Raw genomic sequence first — 18,192 nt, forward strand, 5'->3', positions numbered from 1 at the left:
CGCTTCACGCGACAACGTCTCCGCGAGAATCATGTCGGGCGCGTTCATCGGCGTCGCGCCGGAACGTGCGAGCGGCCGGAACACGGCATCGCCGCGACGCACCGGCACACCCGTCAAGCCGCATGCGCCCGATCTGCGCGCAATGCTTGCCCGCTACGGCGGGTCCTGACCCTGCACGGGCCGCGCGATGTTCAACGGCCCGCATACAGACGGATATTCGCCCTTGGGATCGAAAGCTACCCCAACTCGCAAAAAGCCGCTCGACACGCAATGTGCGCGTGCCGGCCGCGATTCGCTCCGGCAGGGTTCGAGGGGCACGGATTCAGTGAGGCGGCGGCTCGACGGGCGGTTGAAACGCGTCGACGGCATAGCCCATGTTGAAATACCCCGCCTGTGCGTACAACGCGATGCACTGGAGCCGCTCCGCGCGCTTCGCACCGTCATCGTGACTTGCGTCGCCTTTCGGGGCCTCGCATCCGCATCCATTCATTGCGCGTCTGGCTGCACGCAGGAATCGGCGCTCGCGCGCATGCTTCACGCGAGCGAACAAGCTTTGCCAGCAATGCGTCAGGAACTGCGGCATAGCTCACTCCCTTCGACTGGTGAATAACCTCAATCTATGCCGTCCGGAACGGTTTCACAAACAAGCGTTTCTGCGATGCATTTGCACGCGAGGAATGGGAGCGACGCAGACCGACCGGCGCGGCGCGCCATATCGATAGCGCTCGATATTATTTGCCGCGATCTCGAGGCGCCTCTAGCATCACGTCTCTTTCACCAAAAACGCGCTCGCATCCATGAAGATCAAACAGCCATTCAAAACCGCCTTGTTCTCGATCCTGGTCGCTTGCGGCGTCGTGAGCGCACAGCCGGGCCTCGCGGCTGGCCAGACGGTACGGGTCGGCATCATGTCCGGAGAGGACGAGGATGTCTGGCGCACCGTCGCGGCCAACGCCGCCAAGCACGGCCTGACGGTCAAGGTCACGACCTTCTCCGACTACACCCAGCCGAACGAAGCGCTCGCCCAGCACGACCTCGACGCCAATTCTTTCCAGCACAAGCCCTACCTCGACGCACAGATTCAGGCCCGCCACTATGACATCGTGCCGGTAGGCTTCACTTATGTGCAGCCGATCGGCCTCTACTCGAGCAAGCTGAAATCGGTGGACGGGCTGCCGCAGAACGCGGCGATCGGCGTGCCGAACGATCCGAGCAACGAAGGCCGTGCGCTGCTGTTGTTGCAGGCGAACGGCGTGATCAAGTTGCGCGACGACGTGGGCTTGCTGCCGACCGCACGCGACATCGCGAGCAACCCCAAGCATGTGCAGATCAAGGAGCTCGACGCGGGCATCGTGGGCCGCGCGATCGGTGACGTCGATGCCGCCGTCGTCAACACGGACTGGGCGATCAAGGCGGGCATCAAGATTCCTCAGGAACGCATCGCGCAGGAGAAGGTGGCGAACAATCCCTATCGCAACTTCATCGCCGTGAATGCGAAGGACGCGCAGGCGCCGTGGGTCAAGACACTGGTGGAAAGCTATCAGCAGGCGAACGTCGCCTCGTCGATCCTGACCGTCTATCACGGCGCGACCCTGCCGGCGTGGGAAGGCGCGCCGCAGCACTGAGCCGGCGGCCATCTGGCCGCCGAAGCAGCGCGTCACGCGCCGCAAATGTATTCGGTCGGTACCGATGGCGTTGGCTCCTCCTTCCTCAAAGCTCTTTCGCTCATCGTAGCGACCGACCGCCATCGAAAGGCTGAAGCCAACGAGGAGCGCGATCAACGTCAGTGTGGCTGTCTGGACGAGGTTGAGATCCTCGCGGTCCTACTCCGAAAGCACGGCTACGCGTCGTAGGACAAACGCGCCAAAAGCAACCGCCGCGACAAAAAGCGCAAGCAGCAACACAAAAGGAAACGGCCTGCCGGTCGACGAACGCTGGCATACGATGGAAGCCCTATGTAGCCTGCCTCGCGAGCCGCCTGAGCGTCGGGCCCGCATGGTGGTGGAAGCGTCGAATGCCCGAGCATAGATAGTTCAGTCCCGGCTCCCCGTCCGGGCTTCGCACAAAGCGATTCTTCGGACACTCGCCCCAGTTCATTCCGTGCGTCGAGCCGAAGGACTTTCGCAGCGTCGCTCCGCAGCTCTGCACCACGGCTGTCTCGAACAGATTCACTAGCATGCGTCGAAGGTCGGCTGGCCCTTTCGATCCATACGAAACGAATCATGCAGTTCGCGCGGCCCATCGATGCTGACGCCCACCAGAAAGTTGTTCTGCTTCAGGAAAAGGCACCAGTCGTCGTCAAGCAGGGTCCCGTTCGTCTGCAGATCGTTCGAGATTCTGCGACCCATTGGGGCATACCGCTTCTGGATGTCGACGATGTCGAGAAAGAAGTCAATGCCAAGCATCGTTGGCTCGCCGCCCTGCCACGAAAATATGATCTCCGCGCCGTTCTGTGCTTCGATGTATTGTCGGATGTAGCGCTCCAGCATCGAAGACTCCATGCGGCGACCGCGATGCTGATCGAGCAGGTGCTCTTTATGCAGGTAGTAGCAGTATGTACAGTCGATATTGCATGTCGAGCCGATGGGCTTGGCCATCGCATGGAATCGCCCCTTTCTCTCCGGAGCAGCGGGTTCCACTCCTGATGGCCGTGCCGTGAAGAAGGAGATTGGCTGTTCGACTGCGTCGCCGGTGATTTCGCGCATGTTGAGCCCTACCTGTCGGTTTGCCGCTAGTACATGGTCCGCTTCGGCTTTCTCACCCCAAACCTGCCATTTCGCGCGCCTAGGGCTTCGGACCAGGGTAGACCGTCTTCCAGTCCCTCTTCATGCTGACGACGACCCATCCACGTGCAACGGCTTCGTCCCACGCCTTGTCGAGCCGCGCCAGTGACGACTGCCGGTCGTAAGCGAACTCGCGATCTGAATCATCGTGATGCAGCAGCAGTGCAAGTGTCTCTCCGAGACCGCTCGCCGTGTATTCGAGCATTTCCCGATCCCCGTCTGAATTCCCGAAGGCCAAAATCGGCCGTCGCCCGATCGCACGAAAGATACCAACTGGCTTGCCGGGACCGTCGTCGACGAAGGCGAATCCCGGTACGCGTAACAGCGCAGGCTTTCCCCCGCGAATCTCATACTTCAACTTCTCCTCTGCGCCCACGATCTGCTCGGGCGGGATGCCATAGGCTTCGCTCGCCCAGACGCGCATAAACTGCGCGGTGCCACCGGAGACAATCCAGACCTTGAAGCCGTTCGCCCGCAGCAGATCGAGCAATTCGAGTTGCGGCTGATACACCAGGTCGGTGTAGGGTCGCTGCAGTGTAGGATGCTTTGCGCTGGTCAACCATGCGCGTATCGAGCGATCGTACTCGTCGGTGGACATGCCGCTGTTGGCGACGGCAATCAGCTCGAGCAACGGCTTCCTGTTCTGTGCGAGCGCCGCATCGTCATGGGCGAGGAGCGCCTTGAAGGCGGGATTGCGCTGCCACTCTGGATGACGAGGCGCAGCAGCCTTCACCTGTTCGATCATGAAGGACAGCTGGAACGGTATCGGAGATTCGCTCCAAAGCGTACCGTCGTTATCGAACACGGCGACGCGCGCCTCTTTCGGCACGTATGTTGCCGCGCCCTCGTGCGTCACATCGGCGATGAACTTGAGGATGGCAGCGCGTGCCACGCCATCCTGCCATGACGGTAACGGTGCAGTCGATGGGTGGACCGAAGGCGCTGGTTGTGTTGTCGGTGCTGTGCTCTCCGTACGCGGAGGTTCATGGCTTACGCATGCGGTCAGTGTCACACACATCCAGACAAGCAAGCCCGCCAGACGACGGAACACTTGACGTGACTGCGCGCGAGGTTTGATGCAGCGCATTTTCAACCCTCCATTGAAAATCCCTGAGGCGCGCACCGCCTGTCCCATACAACCGATGAGGAATCGTCGCCCAGGGCGGTCAAGTGATCAGTTTCCACTTGACGTCGGTATGCTAAAGCCATTCTTCTCCAACTCGTCGCGGACGAACTTGAACCGTTCATACTGGGTCAGCGTGATCGGACCCGAGTACCCTTCGCTCTGCAGCTTGCGCGGCGGATACTTCACGTAGGTCTGCATGAGGTCCTTGACCGCGGCATTGAAAGTCGGGAGTGTCCAGGTGTGTTCCGTGTAGTTGTTCATGAAAATGTCGTAACGTTCCTGGGGATCCTGAAACAGATCGAACACTTGCGGAACTGTCGCCACATAACTCTCGGGGCCCTTCCAACCGAGATTCGAGTCCACCGCCAAGCCACCTGTCTTCACGCCTGCGTCGCCGCGCAGGTTGAACACTGCCTCGAACTGAGCGACCCGCACCGCACCCGGAGTCAGTTCATTCTTGGTGAAGTAGAACCACGAATTGCGCTTGCTCTTTCCGGTGCCAAACAGCACAGGCGACATGTCATAGCTGTCGAAGATGATCGGCTTGCCTTCACGATCGTTCTTGGGTAATTCGACGCCTGCTAGCGACGCGAACGTCGCCATGCAGTCGAGCCCGCCCAGGATGTCGAAGTTTCTCGAGTGCGGCTTGATCTTTCCAGGCCACCACGCGATGGCCGGAACGCGCGCACCACCTTCCCGGTCGGTTCCCTTGGTGCCCCGGAACGGCGTATATCCTGCGTCCGGATAAACGTCCTGCCAAGCGCCATTGTCTGTCGTAAAGAAAACGAGCGTGTTCTTGTCGAGTCCCTTCTCACGCAGCTTGTCCATGATGTGGCCGACACGCGCGTCCAGCTCGACGAGCGAGTCCGCGTATTTGGACTTCGACAACGACTTGCCGATATAGTCCGGATCGGGCATGTTCGGCTGGTGGACTTTCATGAAATTCACGTTGATGAAGAACGGTTGCCCACGTTGCGCGGCATCGTCGATATCGTCGAGCGCTGCCTTTTCAATGTAGCGATCCACAAACGGAATGCCGACGATACCTTTCTCAGGTTCGTTTTGGTATTGGCCGTTCAGCTTAAAATCTTCGTGCGCTTTCTCTCCGGCCTTACCCGAGAGCATGCCGGTTGTAACCTTGATAAACAGGTCCCGTGTCTGCTGATCCGTTTCGGGGAACCATTATGGATCGGAGTAGGTATAGGCGTTCAGGTGATACAGGCCGACGTATTTCAAGGTTATCAATAACCTGTCCGGGTGCCGTGAAGTGGTCCGCCCCGAAGACCCGAATCTTGGCTCGAAACCGTATCCAAGCAGAGAGACATGCGTCGGTGTCGTGTGCTTCGAGACCGCGTCGGCGAGTCTGCATCTTGCCGTCCGGATTGTTCGCCCCCCAACCTCGTCCAAGACATTGTTCCGTCACCGAAACGCCCGCGTGTCGAGAAAGCTCCGGCACGGGACGGTTCTGCCGACGCACATTGGGCCGATCATCAAACGCTCGCGCACGTCTCTGCGGCAATCATCCGACTCGGCTCCCTCATGCGATCGGCTCACACCTTCCCATTAGGCGTCAGACAATACGATCTCGAACGACGACATCGCGTGGCGAAAGCCTATGGACCTCGTCGAGCGCCTTGGCGTGATGGGCTCCCCATTCAATCAGGGAATCCAGGATGGGCCACAGGCTTTCGCCGAGCGGGGTTAGCCAGTATTCGATCCCCTGACTATCCTCGGAGCTCGGCTGGCGGCTCACCAATCCATGTTCCTCCCGCGCTCGCAACTGCTCAATCAATACAGTTAGCATCCCAAAAGACGACGCTTGACCCCCCAAAATGTTAAGCAAGCCTCCACAAAATGTCGGTTGTCCCGCGGCACCCCCTGCCATATTGTTCATTTATAGCATTTTTAATAATACCCGACCGAAGGAATACATATGGTAGACCTGTTCGAATCTCAAGTCCTTGGCGGCATCGTTCCGCTGAAGAACCGCATTGTCATGGCGCCCATGACTCGCACGCGGACGTCCGATCGCGATGTCCCCAATGAGCTGATGGGTATCTATTATGGGCAGCGGACCAGTGCCGGCCTGATCGTGACCGAGGCAACGGACGTCGCGCCATCCAGCAAAGGCTACGCCCAGACGCCCGGCATCTACACAGAAGCCCAGCGGCAGGGCTGGCGTTTGGTGACCGATGAAGTTCACCGCAATGGCGGCACGATATTTTTGCAGATATGGCATGTCGGCAGGATGGCGCATCCGTCGCTCATGCCGAATGGCGAGGCCCCTTGGGGTGTAACCGGAGAAAGGGCTGAGCATTCCGATGTGTTTGCCCACGATGCCGACGGCAAATTGGGCTTTATTCGTGCAGGCGCGCCAAGACGGCTCAGCACCGATGAGGTATCGGCTTTGGTCGACACCTTTTCCCACGCCTTCGCCAACGCCCGGCAGGCCGGCTTCGATGGTGTCGAAATCCACGGAGCCAACGGCTATTTGTTTGACCAGTTTATGAACTCGGTTCTCAATACCCGCACTGATCGCTACGGTCGAGGTAGCGTAGAAGATCGTACGCGTTTCCTGATGGAAGTCGTTGAAGCGGCGGTGCGTGAATTGGGTCCGGGACGTGTTGGCGTTCGCCTGTCTCCGTTCGGCAAGTACAACTCCATGCCGGCAGACCCTCTAGCCGAGGAAACGTTGCTGTACGTTTGCGAGCAATTGGGTCGTCGTGGCGTCGCATATCTCCATCTGATCTACCAGTTGATGCCAGCGGGAAACATGGAGAGCAGCGAGTTCAACGAACGCCACATCGACCACGTTTTGCTAGCCAGGGTTCGTGCGGCGTTTCCTGGCGCGATCGTCTGGTGCGGTGGCTTCACGAGCCGTGATAGCGCCCAGGCTGCGCTCGACACCGGGCTCGTGGACATGATCGCTCTGGGCAGACCCTACATCGCAAACCCTGATCTTGCCGAGCGTCTCAAGCACGGCTGGCCCTTAGCCGAAGCCGACCCATCGACCTTCTATACCCGCCGCGGTGATGTGGGCTACACGGACTTCCCCACCTATTCGGTCGAGCACACAGAAGGTCGTTGAAGTGCTGACTGGGCAGCTCGTCACTGCATAGGCGATTGGCTCGACGCGTTGGCGTAGACCATTGACGAATAGCCGAACAGAGGCAACGAGCGTCAGCCATTGAGTAGCCATCTGCCGACCGTGGTTCCCTCCGCAATTTGTTTCTTGACATATGTGTCTATGATTGTCATCATGCGAACTGGTATGGGAACCGGTCGAGGATAGCTTCGATATCTCGGTGGTTGGCACTCTCATTTGCCTGAATCGCGTTCCTCCGCGTCGGATCGTTTTTAGCGGATTCGTGCGGCGCGTAGGTTGCCGCCAGCGTTGGACCTCGCAGCTTCGGTTGAACGGCTTCTGTTAGCGCGCGAGGTACCTCGGTTCGTCCGTGTCTCGATGAGGCTCTACCGAAAGGTGGAGTATTCCGTGAGCGCTCCCTCGCCAATGACGTAGCAGCATGCGCGCCCCGCCGCTCATCGCCGACGAGTGGGGAGGTACGAGCCGCTGCGCGAACAAAATGTCCTGTGTGTTGCGGGCTATTCCGGCTCGCTGATTGCGTGCCGCTGAGATAGCAGAGGGAAAACTGGTGATATTCGAGGAAGGCAACGCGGCCGTCGAATTCGTTGCGAAAGTAGCTTGTGCGCCTGTCCATTACTGCCGGGGCGGCCTATCACCGTCATCAAGCACGCATGGCTGCTGTGAACGCCAACGCCGCTCACGTCGAGCCGGGGGAGGAATGCAGTCCGCCCGATACCTTGCTAGGCCTGATCGCCTATGACGCATTGCCCGATTCTCGTGCCGGCGATCGTGCTCGTCGCGTGGACCGCTATCGTCATATGGGGAACAGGGATCGTGACAGCCATTGTGGCGGCGACGCTTCGCATCCCCTTCTCGAGGACAATAAGCTGGAGGCGCCTGCGGGTGCTGGAGGAAGACGTTCCCGCCCGCGGCACATGGATCGTGCGCGACAATGCACATTTGCTCGAGGCGCCGATTCTTTTCTACGCGTCGGAATTTACGCTTGCGTTATCCGGCAGGTGTACGGGCTTCGATCTTAGGCTGGCGTGGGTCTACGTAGCCATGCGCATTGCGCACAGCATCAGTCACATCACGGCACGTGATCGGACCGACCGCTTTCTCCTATTCATCGCTTCGAGCTTCGTACTGCAGGTAATCGTCATTCGCACCGCGCTGTCGCTCCTCTAGAAACAATGGTTTGCAGCCTCAGCTGCTTCTCCCCTTCCTTGGATGGTTGCCAGCGCCACCGACTTCTAATGTTCGTCGTGCGCTCAGCAAGCGGCGCATAACGGTTTCCTTCGATGAGTCGAGTACCTCAGCCATCTCTTGACAGGTGAGTCCCGGCACGTCGAATAGCAGCACCACGGCGCGCTCCTCGTTAGGCTGTATCTCCACAGCCCTTACGACCTTCCAGCTCGTGGCGGCGTCGTTGTCGGAGAACCCCGCGGTTGCGTACCGTTCAGGTTCGCCAGGCCCACGCGATTGCGCGTGGTAGCGCTTTCATTATCCACGAGACCAAATGCGACCCGTCGAGCCAAACGGAATGCAGAATGAAGTACATCTAGACCGGTCCCTCGATCCGTTTCCATTCTTGCCCATCGCCCTCCACGCGCCGATTCCCCGGCATCAGGTTGCCCGCTGAGCGTCGTCGATCTATACCGGATGACGGCAAAGCGTAGTTGCCTCCAGGGGTAGCGCTGAAAAAAGGTCAACGCAGTCGGGCAGTAATTTGTTGAATCTGGATGATGTAGCAGACCCTTCCTATGGCAGCCGATCAAGGCGCCGGATTCGAACAGTAGCTAATCTTGATGTCCGTGGGTGGTAAAAGGTGACCGACGGACCTGTGTGACAGCCTCACGTACTCGCGTTTTTTGCTCGCCGCGAGGTAGCTGGAGCTGCAGGTGAACGGAGTTGACAGTGACGAAGACGGCGTCCTATTGGAATAAATCTGAGGCCATGGCTGTTTTACCAAGACTCTCATAGTCTAACTACCTAACTACATGCCATCCATTGGGATCCCGCGGTTTCTTCAGAATCCATCGCAAGCGAACGCCCAGCCGGGTTTTCAGTGGACGCCGACCCAATTCTCTGGCGTCATGGTCGGACGGCGGCAGCTGGATCCCGCATCGTTTGTCGGCGCGACGCTCGAAGCCCTCGACAAGATCGCGGGCGGTGTAGCCGGCCGCAGGCTGATGGATCAAATTGAACTGGCCGCGGCGCTGATCCACACCACCCTGCCCTACAAAGTCGCGATCATCCCGTCCGGTGATGGTCAGCGCCTCTCCCTATCTCCTGGCTCATTCGGCGCGCGGGTATACGCCGGCTCGAACAGTGCAAGTGCGTCGAACCTCGTGCGCGCGCAAGGCGCCCAACAGGTTGGAAGGACGAGCGCACCCGTTCCATTGACAGGCAACGTGTCCAACTTCAATGCGGCTGCGTGGGCAAGCGCCCAGATGCGGTTTCTCGATGGCGATATCGGTTCGCCATCCATGATTCGTTGGAATCCGAGCAAGTACGACTCGCCGGATGGGCATCGACCTCCTTTCATCGGACTAGCCCATGAACTGATTCATGCGATGCGCAGCCTGAAGGGCGAGACCGCGGTATATGCCGAAGCCGATGAACTCGCGGTGACCGGACTTCGCCCGTATCCGGCAGGCCCGATTACGGAAAACGCGATCCGCGCCGACCACGGCATCGCACCACGAAGCCGGTATTCAGGCCTCCAGCCGGGCGCACTGACCACGTGAGCCCTGTCAACGTCCACCCGCCTGTGCCATGCGCCCCCATGTCTGCCATTGCGCCGCATCGGCACCGTAGGGCACCAGCCGCGGGTTGCGCGGCAGCGGGACCCGTATCGAACGGAGTTGGCGAGCGGGCGCTCATGATACGACCGACCCTCGGTCGGTCGCCTCAGCGGTGCAGTGAACATGCGCGCCGCGGCGAAATAGACACTCGTCAGATCACCGAGGTGAAGACCGGGGACGAGCGTAGATAAAAATAGATTCGTCCCAACTCGACGAAGCGCCCGTGACTGGCCAGTCGACACCCGTCGCGAAGTTGCAGTGCGCATCGGCATATGCCGGCAGCGTCATCACCAATGGGGAACTGCGCGTCGAGGTGCGGCGCACCGCGCCGGACATCCCCGGCAAGGCGGTCACCGCGCGACTCATGAACGGCTTCGCGTCGGTCGGCTAACCGCGATATGCGGCCGAACTGGCGCCGCTCGAAGATACGGTAGTCACGGCACGCGAAGCGCTCGAACAGCATGGCAAAACAATGGTCGACGTGCTGTCTGGCAAGCGGGCCGATGGGCTGATCGCGTTGCGCGACTTACCTCGCAGCGACCAATGCACGCAGGCATGACCCGACCTTTAAGGTGATCTTCGCATCGGACTACAAGGTCGTGCATCCCGACCGGAAACCCGCGCTGCCGACCGCGGCCGTTTCTCGGCGCATACCGTACAACATCGGCGATCTGCTTCATGCGTTCGAGCGGCAGTCGTCGCGTGGGATAGCCTGAACCGCCCGGACCTGTGCCGGCCATGGCACCGGCCCCGGTTGATCAGTCATTTTGTCAGCCGTTCGCCTGGTCGCGGGCCGCTCTTTATGCGGCCTTGATTTCGACCTTCCAAACACAGCGCCGTCTTTACGCGGACTTTTCTACAGTAGCGAAGGTTCTACTGGAGATTTCCGTATGTGGCTTTGCCTTCGTTCAGAGTGCCGGCCCAATGCCAGCCTCCTCCCCCCAATCGGGCACCCGGCGCCTTGCGGCCTGCTTCACCTGCGAGGCCTGCCGTCATGATCTGGTTCGTCGCCTTGCTTACGGCCGCGCTGTTCGTCTACCTGTTTTACGCGCTGATCAAGCCAGAAGAATTCTGACCGCACGGCGCATCCGCCGCTTGCCCTTCCTCATCAAGCATTGGAAACAGATATGAACGATCTGATATTCGTGGTCGTGACACTTGCATTCTTCATCACCTCCGCGGCGTTTACCGTTGCGCTTGGCAAAATCTGAGAGCACCGACATGGCCTATGACTTTGCCCAACTCGTGATTGTCCTGCTGATCATGACGCCGCTCGTCGTTCTGCTCGGCAAATGGCTCGCACGTGTCTTTACCGCCTCATCCCACGGGCTCGCCGAGCGATGGACCTATGGCGCGCTCGGCGTCGCGCCGTCCGAGGAAATGAACTGGAAACGGTATGGGATGGCCCTGCTGCTGAGCAATGCCGCGATGATGTTTCTCGGCTATCTGCTGCTGCGCGTACAGGATCTTCTGCCCTTCGACGCCCTCCAGCGCACCTCGCAGACGCCCGACCTCGCGTTCAACACGGCAGCTTCGTTCGTCACCAATACCAACTGGCAGTCGTACTCCGGCGAGACCAGTCTTTCGAACTTCTCGCAGATGGCAGCGATCACGTTCCTGATGGTCGTCAGCGCAGCCACGGGCGTGGCGGCATGCGGCGGCTTCATCCGAGGACTGAGCCGCCGGAGCACCTCGCATATCGGCAACTACTGGGTCGACTTCACGCGTGTCGTCTATCGCGTCCTGCTGCCGCTGTCCGTCGTAGTCGCGTTGATCTATGTCTGGCAGGGCATCCCGCAGACGCTCGGCAGCGATGTGACGGCCACGACGCTCGAGGGCGTCAAGCAGCAGATCCTGATGGGGCCGGTAGCCAGTCTCGAATCGATCAAGCACATCGGCACGAACGGCGGCGGCTTCTTCGGCATGAACGCCGCGCATCCGTTCGAGAACCCGACGCCGCTGACCAACACGATTCACATCCTGTGCATGCTGCTGATTCCATCTGCCCTCACCTACACGTTCGGCAGCATGCTGTTGCGCCGCCGCCAGGGGTGGGCGTTTCTCGCGGCGTTTCTCGTGATGTTCCTGGGTTTCCTTGCGCTCATCTACGGCGCGGAGCAGCACGGCAATCCTGCGCTCTCAGCGATCGGCGCCGACCAGCACGCGAGCACGCTCCAGTCCGGCGGCAATCTGGAAGGCAAGGAAACGCGCTTCGGCATCGCTCAGACCAGCCTGTTCGTGGCCGTCACCACGGCCGCGACGACCGGGTCGGTCAATGCCATGCACGATTCGCTGACGCCGCTCGGCGGACTGGTTCCGATCGCGGAAATGATGCTCAACAACGTGTTCGGCGGCGACGGCGTCGGCTTTATCAATCTCATCACGTACGCGATTCTGACGGTGTTCATCGTCGGCATGATGATCGGCCGCACGCCGGAATTCCTGGGCAAGAAGATCGAGGCGCGCGAGATGAAGCTCGTGATGCTTGCGGTGCTCGCGCATCCCGCCTGCATCCTCGGCTTCACCGCGCTCGCGGTCGTTCTGCCCTCGACGGTCGCCAGTCTCAACAACACGGGCCCGCATGGCTTCAGCGAGGTGCTGTACGCGTACACGTCCGCCACGGCCAACAACGGTTCCGCGTTTGCCGGCCTCAATGCGAACACGCCGTTCTTCAACACGACGATCGGTCTCGCGATGCTGTTCGGCCGCTTCTTCACGCTGTTGCCCATGCTGGGCGTCGCGGGCTCCCTTGCCGCGAAAAAGAGCGTACCGGACGGGCTCGGCACATTGCCGACCGCAACCCCGCTGTTCACCATCCTGCTTGTCTTCGTCGCGCTGCTCGTGGGCGGGCTCACGTTCTTCCCCGCGCTCGCGCTCGGGCCGATCGTCGAGCACCTGATGCTGTCGGGCGGACAACTGTTCTAAGGATCCTTCATGAGCACTCTCGAACACGCCCAAACCTCTTCGGCCGCCGCCCCGCTGATACGCGGCCTCGCGCGCCCCGCACTCACGTCTGCGGTCCTCTTCATGGTCGTCACGGGACTCGGCTATCCGCTCCTGACCACCGGCCTCGCGCAACTGCTGTTTCACAAGCAGGCGGGCGGCAGTCTGGTCGAGCGTGGGGATGCCGTGATCGGCTCCTCGCTGATCGGCCAGAACTTCACGCAGCCCGGATATTTCCATCCGCGCCCGAGCGCGACGGCAGCGCCCGATCCGAAGGACCCGAGCCAGACGATTTCCTCCCCCTACAACGCCGCCCTCAGCGGTGCGAGCAATCTCGGTCCGGCCAGCAAGAAGCTGATCGATCAGGTTCGCGACCGGATTCGCGTGTATCGCCAGGAAAACGGGCTCGGGGGTGACGTGGAGATTCCCGTCGATGCGGTGACCGCGTCGGCGTCCGGGCTCGATCCGGACATCTCTCTCGCCAACGCAAGCCTGCAGGCATCCCGCATCGCGCGTGCACGTGGCCTGTCCGAACAGCAGATCAGAACGCTGATCGGTGAGCACTCGTCGCCGCGTCAGCTCGGCCTGCTCGGCGAGCCCCGCGCAAACGTGCTGGCGCTCAATCTCGCGCTTGATGCGCTTGGACCGAAACCATCCTCGGCAAAGTAAGCGAGGGAGCTCATATGAATGCGAAAGAAGAGATTTTGACGGCCGAAGTTGAAGTAATCCGCGCGCACGTGGCCCCGGTCCTCTGGCAAAAGATCGCCGTCGAGGCGTTGAAGAAGCTGGCTCCGCAGGCCCAGTGGAAAAACCCGGTGATGTTCGTCGTCTACGTGGGCAGCATCGTCACGACCCTGCTCTGGCTGCGTGCCTTGCGCGGCGAAGCGGATGCCTCGGCGGGCTTCATCCTTGCGGTGACGGTGTGGCTCTGGTTCACCGTATTGTTCTCGAACGCAGCGGAGGCCCTTGCGGAAGGCCGCAGCAAGGCGCAGGCGGCGGCCTTGCGGGCCGCCAAGAAGCGGGTGTTCGCGAAGGTCCTCGATGAGCCCCGGTACGACAGCACGACCTACGTCGTGCCCAGCGACGAACTGGTCGCGGGCAAGTTCGTCCTGGTGCTGGCGGGCGAGATGATCCCTGCCGACGGTGAAGTGATCGAGGGCGTGGCATCGGTCGATGAATCGGCGATCACGGGCGAATCCGCACCGGTGATCCGTGAATCCGGCGGAGACTTCTCGTCGGTAACGGGGGGCACCAGGGTGCTCTCGGACTGGATCATCGTGCGTGTTACGGCCAATCCCGGCGAGGCGTTCCTCGACCGTATGATCGCCATGATCGAAGGAGCCCGGCGCGGCAAGACGCCGAACGAGACCGCGCTCACGATCCTGCTCGTGGCGCTCACGATCGTGTTCCTGCTGGTGTGCGTCACGCTGCTGCCGTTCTCGGCCTTTAGCGTGACGCTGGCGGGCGCGGGGAAAATCGTCAGCCTGACGGTGCTGATCGCCCTGCTCGTCTGCCTGATCCCGACCACGATTGGTGCATTGCTCTCGGCCATCGGCATCGCCGGGATGAGCCGCATGCTGCGTGCAAACGTCATCGCTACGTCCGGGCGGGCGATCGAAGCGGCCGGCGACGTCGATGTGCTGCTGCTCGACAAGACCGGCACCATCACACTCGGCAATCGCGCAGCCGCCGCATTCCTGCCCGCACCGGGCATCGACGAACGCATGCTCGCCGATACGGCGCAGCTCGCCTCACTCGCTGACGAGACACCCGAAGGACGTTCGATCGTCGTGCTGGCCAAGCAGCGCTTCGAGTTGCGCGGACGCGAACTCGGCAACAGCGTGCGTGTGGCGTTCAGTGCGCACACGAGGATGAGCGGCGTGGATGCCGGCGGCCGGCGGATTCGCAAAGGGGCGTCCCAGGCGATTCGTGCCCACGTGCTCGCACTCGGGGGCATATGGCCTGCCGAGGTCGAACGCGTGGTCGAAGACGTCTCCCGACGCGGCAGCACCCCCCTCGTCGTCTCGGACGAAGCCCGCGTGCTCGGCGTGATCGAGCTCAAGGACATCGTCAAGGGCGGCATCAAAGAACGGTTTGCGGAACTGCGCCGGATGGGGATCAAGACCGTGATGATCACGGGCGACAACCGCCTTACGGCGGCCGCCATCGCCGCCGAAGCGGGAGTCGACGACTATCTTGCCGAAGCAACGCCCGAGGACAAGCTCGCGCTGATCCGGAAGTACCAGGCCGAGGGCCGGCTTGTCGCGATGACGGGTGACGGCACCAACGATGCGCCCGCGCTCGCACAGGCGGATGTCGCCGTCGCGATGAACAGCGGCACCCAGGCGGCGAAGGAAGCCGGCAACATGGTCGACCTCGACAGCAATCCGACCAAGCTGCTGCGCGTGGTCGAAGTCGGCAAGCAGATGATCATGACGCGCGGCGCGCTCACGACCTTCAGCGTCGCGAACGATCTCGCGAAATACTTTGCGATCATTCCCGCGGCGTTCGTCGTGACCTATCCGGCGCTCGGCGCGCTCAATATCATGGCGTTGCACAGCCCGGCCTCGGCTATCCTGTCAGCGGTTATCTTCAACGCCCTGATCATCGTCGCGCTGATCCCGCTCGCGCTCAAGGGCGTCAGGCATCGTGCGGAGCCGGCGCAGCGCCTGCTCTCGCGCAACCTGCTAATCTACGGGCTCGGTGGGGTGATCGCACCTTTTCTCGGGATCAAGCTGATCGACTTGCTGATCACCCCGTTCTTTTGAGGCGGCCCCGCGTGCGGGCGGGTCGACCTTGCTCATGAGTGAGTCCATGTCCGCCGAACGTTTCTTTTGGCCGCTGGTCCTGGCGACCCTGGCATGCGCCGCGACGACCCTCCTCGCGAGTCTGCTGCTCCATGTTTTCGACCTCTCCAATGTGGTCGGGCTGTTTCTCCTGACCGTCGTGCTCGTGGCCCTGCGCCTCGGGCGCGTCGCCGGCGCCTGGACCGCGCTCTTGAGCGTCGCGAGCTTCGACTTCTTCTTCGTCGAGCCGCGCTTCTCGTTCGCGGTATCCGACGCGCAATACCTGTTCACCTTCGTGCTGATCCTGGCCGTGGCGCTCGTGACCGGCCAGCTGGCCGCGCAGCTTCACCTCAAGGCACGCGTGGCAACCGCCGGGGAGCGCCATGCGGTTGCGGTCGCGCGGGTCGCGCGCGAACTTTCGGGGGCGCTCAGGGTGGAGCAGATCAACGCGATCTGCTCCGGGACGATCGCGCCGCTGTTCGCGGCCCGGATCGCACTCGTCTTGCCCGACAGCAGAAGCGAACTGGCCTGCGTCCACCCGGAGGACTTTGTCGATACTTCGATCGCGCAATGGTCCTACGATCGTTTGCAGCCCGCGGGGAGGAGCACGCCGACGTTGCCGGGCGCAGCTGCGCTGTATCTGCCGCTCAGGGCGCCGATGAGTACCCGCGGTGTACTGGTGGTGCGAATCGATGAAGCTGCGCGACCCAGCGAACCTGCCGACCGTCGGCTGCTCGACGCCTGTTGTTCGCTGATTGCACTCGCCCTCGAGCGCACGCATTTCGTGGAGATCGCACAGGACACGCTCGTTCGCATGGAAGGCGAACGGCTTCGCAGCGCCCTGCTCGCCGCGGTCTCCCATGACCTGAAAACCCCGCTCACAGCCATTCGGGGCCTCGCCGAAACACTCGAACAGATGACTGACCTGCCGCTTGCCGAGCGCGTCAGCCTGTCAGGTGCGATCCGGATTCAATCGGAAAGCCTGCACCGCCTCGTGACGAATCTGCTCGATCTTGCGCGGATGCAAAGCGAGGGGGTCAGACTCAACAAGGAATGGAATGCGTTGGGCGAGGTTGTGGGCAGCGCGCTCGCCAGACAATTTGCCTTGCTTGCGGCGCATGAGGTGCAGACTCAGTTGCCGCCGGATCTCCCGCTCATCGAACTCGACGCGATCGCGTTCGAACGCGTGCTCGTCAACCTGCTCGACAACGCGGTGAAATACACGCCTGCCGGTACGCGTATCTCGATCCGCGCAAGCGTATCGGAGGATACGCTGCGCCTGTTCATCGAAGACGACGGACCGGGCTTGCCGGGCCTGAATGCAGAGCATCTCTTCGAACCATTTACGCGCGGCGTCAAGGAATCGTCGATCAGCGGCGTGGGACTCGGTCTCGCACTGTGCCGCACGATCGTCGTGGCGCACGAAGGCACGATCCACGCGCAACGGCTCACGCCCCGAGGCGTGCGTTTCGAGATCCGATTACCCATCGGCACGCCCCCGGAAATCGAACACGAGGCATTGACATGAGCAAACCGCGCATTCTGGTTGTGGAAGACGAGTCCGACATTCGCCGCTTCATTCGGCTGTCCCTCGAAAGGGAAGACATGACCGTATTCGAGGCCGCCGACGCCTCACAGGGCCGAATCGAGTCCGCGAGTCGCCAGCCTGAACTGCTGATCATCGATCTGGGCCTGCCCGACGGAGATGGCAAGGACCTGATCCGGCAATTGCGCGGCTGGTCGAGTGCGCCTGTGCTCGTGTTGTCGGCACGCGACCGCGAGGAGGAAAAAGTCGAGGCGTTGAACGCAGGCGCGGACGATTTCCTGACCAAGCCTTTCGGCGTGCCCGAACTGATCGCTCGCGTGCGCGCGCAATTGCGCCGGGCGAGCATCGTGACGAGTGGCGGTCCGGCATCGTCGATCGTGCGCTTCGGGGACATCAGCGTCGATCTTGCTACGTATGAGGTCATCCGGGCGGGTGAGGCCGTCCATTTGACGCCGACGGAATTCCGCTTGCTTGCCGCCCTGATCCGCGGCTACGGACGCGTTCTCACACATCGCCAACTGCTGCTGGACGTATGGGGACCGGGCTACGGCGACCGGCCGCAGTATCTGCGGGTGTACATGGGCACGCTGCGCCAGAAGCTCGAGGCCGACCCCACCCGGCCCCTGCACCTCGTCACGGAACTGCAGGTCGGCTACCGGCTCGCCGGCTTATCAAATTGAGGTTTGCCCTGGCCCGACCGATATCGCCAAATCCTGCGGCCATGTTTGTCACAGGAATCAATCATCGCCTCTGACAGGCAAGATGAGCGCGTACTTGCTGAAGGCACGGTACGGCGGGTCGCTAATGACCGCCAAGGCGTGCGGATTCAAGTGGTCGGTGACTGCCACGCGTCGCATGTCCGTTTCCCTCCGAGAGCGGGCATACGTTGTCCAGTTTTGGACGACGGCTCCTGGCTGGCAGGCGCCCGCTCGCCGGTCGTTAGGCAATTGGACTTCGGTCTGCTCAGCCATCTCGAGTGCGTCGTCTACCTCGATCCCGAAGTATCGCACTGTACTTTCAAGCTTGGTATGGCCCAACAGCAACTGAACCGCGCGCAGATTCCTGGTGCGTCGATAGATCAACGAAGCCTTCGTACGGCGCATCGTGCGAGTGCCA

The 18,192-nt window shown here is 61.4% G+C and carries 16 protein-coding genes and 2 pseudogenes; 11 read left to right on the forward strand and 7 right to left on the reverse strand.

Features of this window, described 5'->3' with window-relative positions; all coding sequences use genetic code 11:
• Positions 1-27: 27 nt before the first annotated feature.
• A pseudogene (locus BG61_RS44720) lies at positions 28-144 on the reverse strand (DUF3331 domain-containing protein); the annotation flags it as partial.
• A gap of 653 nt (positions 145-797) precedes the next feature.
• On the opposite strand from BG61_RS44720, the gene BG61_RS31920 reads away from it, so the two are divergent.
• Positions 798-1,625, forward strand: a complete 828-nt coding sequence (locus BG61_RS31920; protein WP_035928386.1) for a MetQ/NlpA family lipoprotein — start codon at positions 798-800, stop codon at positions 1,623-1,625.
• A gap of 546 nt (positions 1,626-2,171) precedes the next feature.
• On the opposite strand, the gene BG61_RS39820 is transcribed toward BG61_RS31920, so the two are convergent.
• From BG61_RS39820 to BG61_RS31945, 4 genes are all read right to left on the reverse strand, one after another.
• Positions 2,172-2,705, reverse strand: a complete 534-nt coding sequence (locus BG61_RS39820; RefSeq protein ID WP_232256042.1) for a radical SAM protein — start codon at positions 2,703-2,705, stop codon at positions 2,172-2,174.
• Positions 2,706-2,784: 79 nt separating this feature from the next.
• Complete coding sequence (locus tag BG61_RS31935; RefSeq protein WP_035928401.1) at positions 2,785-3,870, reverse strand: HAD family hydrolase; 1,086 nt, start codon at positions 3,868-3,870, stop codon at positions 2,785-2,787.
• Between the two features lie 87 nt (positions 3,871-3,957).
• Positions 3,958-5,034, reverse strand: a complete 1,077-nt coding sequence (locus BG61_RS31940; RefSeq protein ID WP_232256044.1) for a sulfatase-like hydrolase/transferase — start codon at positions 5,032-5,034, stop codon at positions 3,958-3,960.
• A 445-nt stretch (positions 5,035-5,479) separates the two neighbouring features.
• Positions 5,480-5,803, reverse strand: coding sequence for a winged helix-turn-helix transcriptional regulator (locus tag BG61_RS31945; protein WP_081868244.1), 324 nt, complete (start codon positions 5,801-5,803; stop codon positions 5,480-5,482).
• Positions 5,804-5,842: 39 nt separating this feature from the next.
• On the opposite strand from BG61_RS31945, the gene BG61_RS31950 reads away from it, so the two are divergent.
• Both BG61_RS31950 and BG61_RS39485 read left to right on the forward strand, forming a co-directional pair.
• Entirely contained in the window at positions 5,843-6,997 is a 1,155-nt protein-coding gene (locus tag BG61_RS31950) for an alkene reductase (RefSeq protein WP_035928404.1), read from the forward strand.
• Positions 6,998-7,750: 753 nt separating this feature from the next.
• On the forward strand, positions 7,751-8,182 hold the full coding sequence (locus BG61_RS39485) for an MAPEG family protein (protein ID WP_051672927.1): 432 nt from the start codon (positions 7,751-7,753) through the stop codon (positions 8,180-8,182).
• Positions 8,183-8,200: 18 nt separating this feature from the next.
• On the opposite strand, the gene BG61_RS45080 is transcribed toward BG61_RS39485, so the two are convergent.
• Entirely contained in the window at positions 8,201-8,389 is a 189-nt protein-coding gene (locus BG61_RS45080) for an RNA polymerase sigma factor (protein ID WP_370818053.1), read from the reverse strand.
• A 605-nt stretch (positions 8,390-8,994) separates the two neighbouring features.
• On the opposite strand from BG61_RS45080, the gene BG61_RS31960 reads away from it, so the two are divergent.
• From BG61_RS31960 to BG61_RS31985, 8 genes are all read left to right on the forward strand, one after another.
• On the forward strand, positions 8,995-9,744 hold the full coding sequence (locus BG61_RS31960) for a M91 family zinc metallopeptidase (protein ID WP_081868245.1): 750 nt from the start codon (positions 8,995-8,997) through the stop codon (positions 9,742-9,744).
• Positions 9,745-9,994: 250 nt separating this feature from the next.
• Positions 9,995-10,192, forward strand: a complete 198-nt coding sequence (locus tag BG61_RS43715) for a P-type ATPase actuator domain-containing protein (protein WP_267908606.1) — start codon at positions 9,995-9,997, stop codon at positions 10,190-10,192.
• A gap of 347 nt (positions 10,193-10,539) precedes the next feature.
• Complete coding sequence (locus BG61_RS44255; protein ID WP_232256046.1) at positions 10,540-10,932, forward strand: hypothetical protein; 393 nt, start codon at positions 10,540-10,542, stop codon at positions 10,930-10,932.
• A gap of 90 nt (positions 10,933-11,022) precedes the next feature.
• Positions 11,023-12,726, forward strand: coding sequence for a potassium-transporting ATPase subunit KdpA (gene kdpA / locus BG61_RS31965; RefSeq protein ID WP_035928410.1), 1,704 nt, complete (start codon positions 11,023-11,025; stop codon positions 12,724-12,726).
• Between the two features lie 9 nt (positions 12,727-12,735).
• Entirely contained in the window at positions 12,736-13,413 is a 678-nt protein-coding gene (gene kdpC, locus BG61_RS31970) for a K(+)-transporting ATPase subunit C (RefSeq protein WP_035928413.1), read from the forward strand.
• Positions 13,414-13,427: 14 nt separating this feature from the next.
• Positions 13,428-15,512 carry a potassium-transporting ATPase subunit KdpB gene (gene kdpB, locus BG61_RS31975; protein ID WP_081868247.1) on the forward strand — a complete coding sequence of 695 codons (2,085 nt, stop codon included), beginning with the start codon at positions 13,428-13,430 and terminating at the stop codon, positions 15,510-15,512.
• Between the two features lie 46 nt (positions 15,513-15,558).
• Complete coding sequence (locus tag BG61_RS31980) at positions 15,559-17,058, forward strand: DUF4118 domain-containing protein (protein ID WP_051672928.1); 1,500 nt, start codon at positions 15,559-15,561, stop codon at positions 17,056-17,058.
• The gene (locus BG61_RS31985; protein WP_035928416.1) at positions 17,055-17,756 is read left to right on the forward strand and encodes a response regulator; all 702 of its coding nucleotides are present in this window, start codon (positions 17,055-17,057) and stop codon (positions 17,754-17,756) included. Before BG61_RS31980 ends, BG61_RS31985 begins: the two co-directional genes overlap by 4 nt.
• 57 nt (positions 17,757-17,813) lie before the next feature.
• Here BG61_RS31985 and BG61_RS44260 read toward each other — a convergent pair.
• Positions 17,814-18,192 (reverse strand): annotated as a pseudogene (locus tag BG61_RS44260) (hypothetical protein); the annotation flags it as partial.

This window comes from Caballeronia glathei, from assembly GCF_000698595.1.
Taxonomy (GTDB): Bacteria; Pseudomonadota; Gammaproteobacteria; order Burkholderiales; family Burkholderiaceae; genus Caballeronia; species Caballeronia glathei.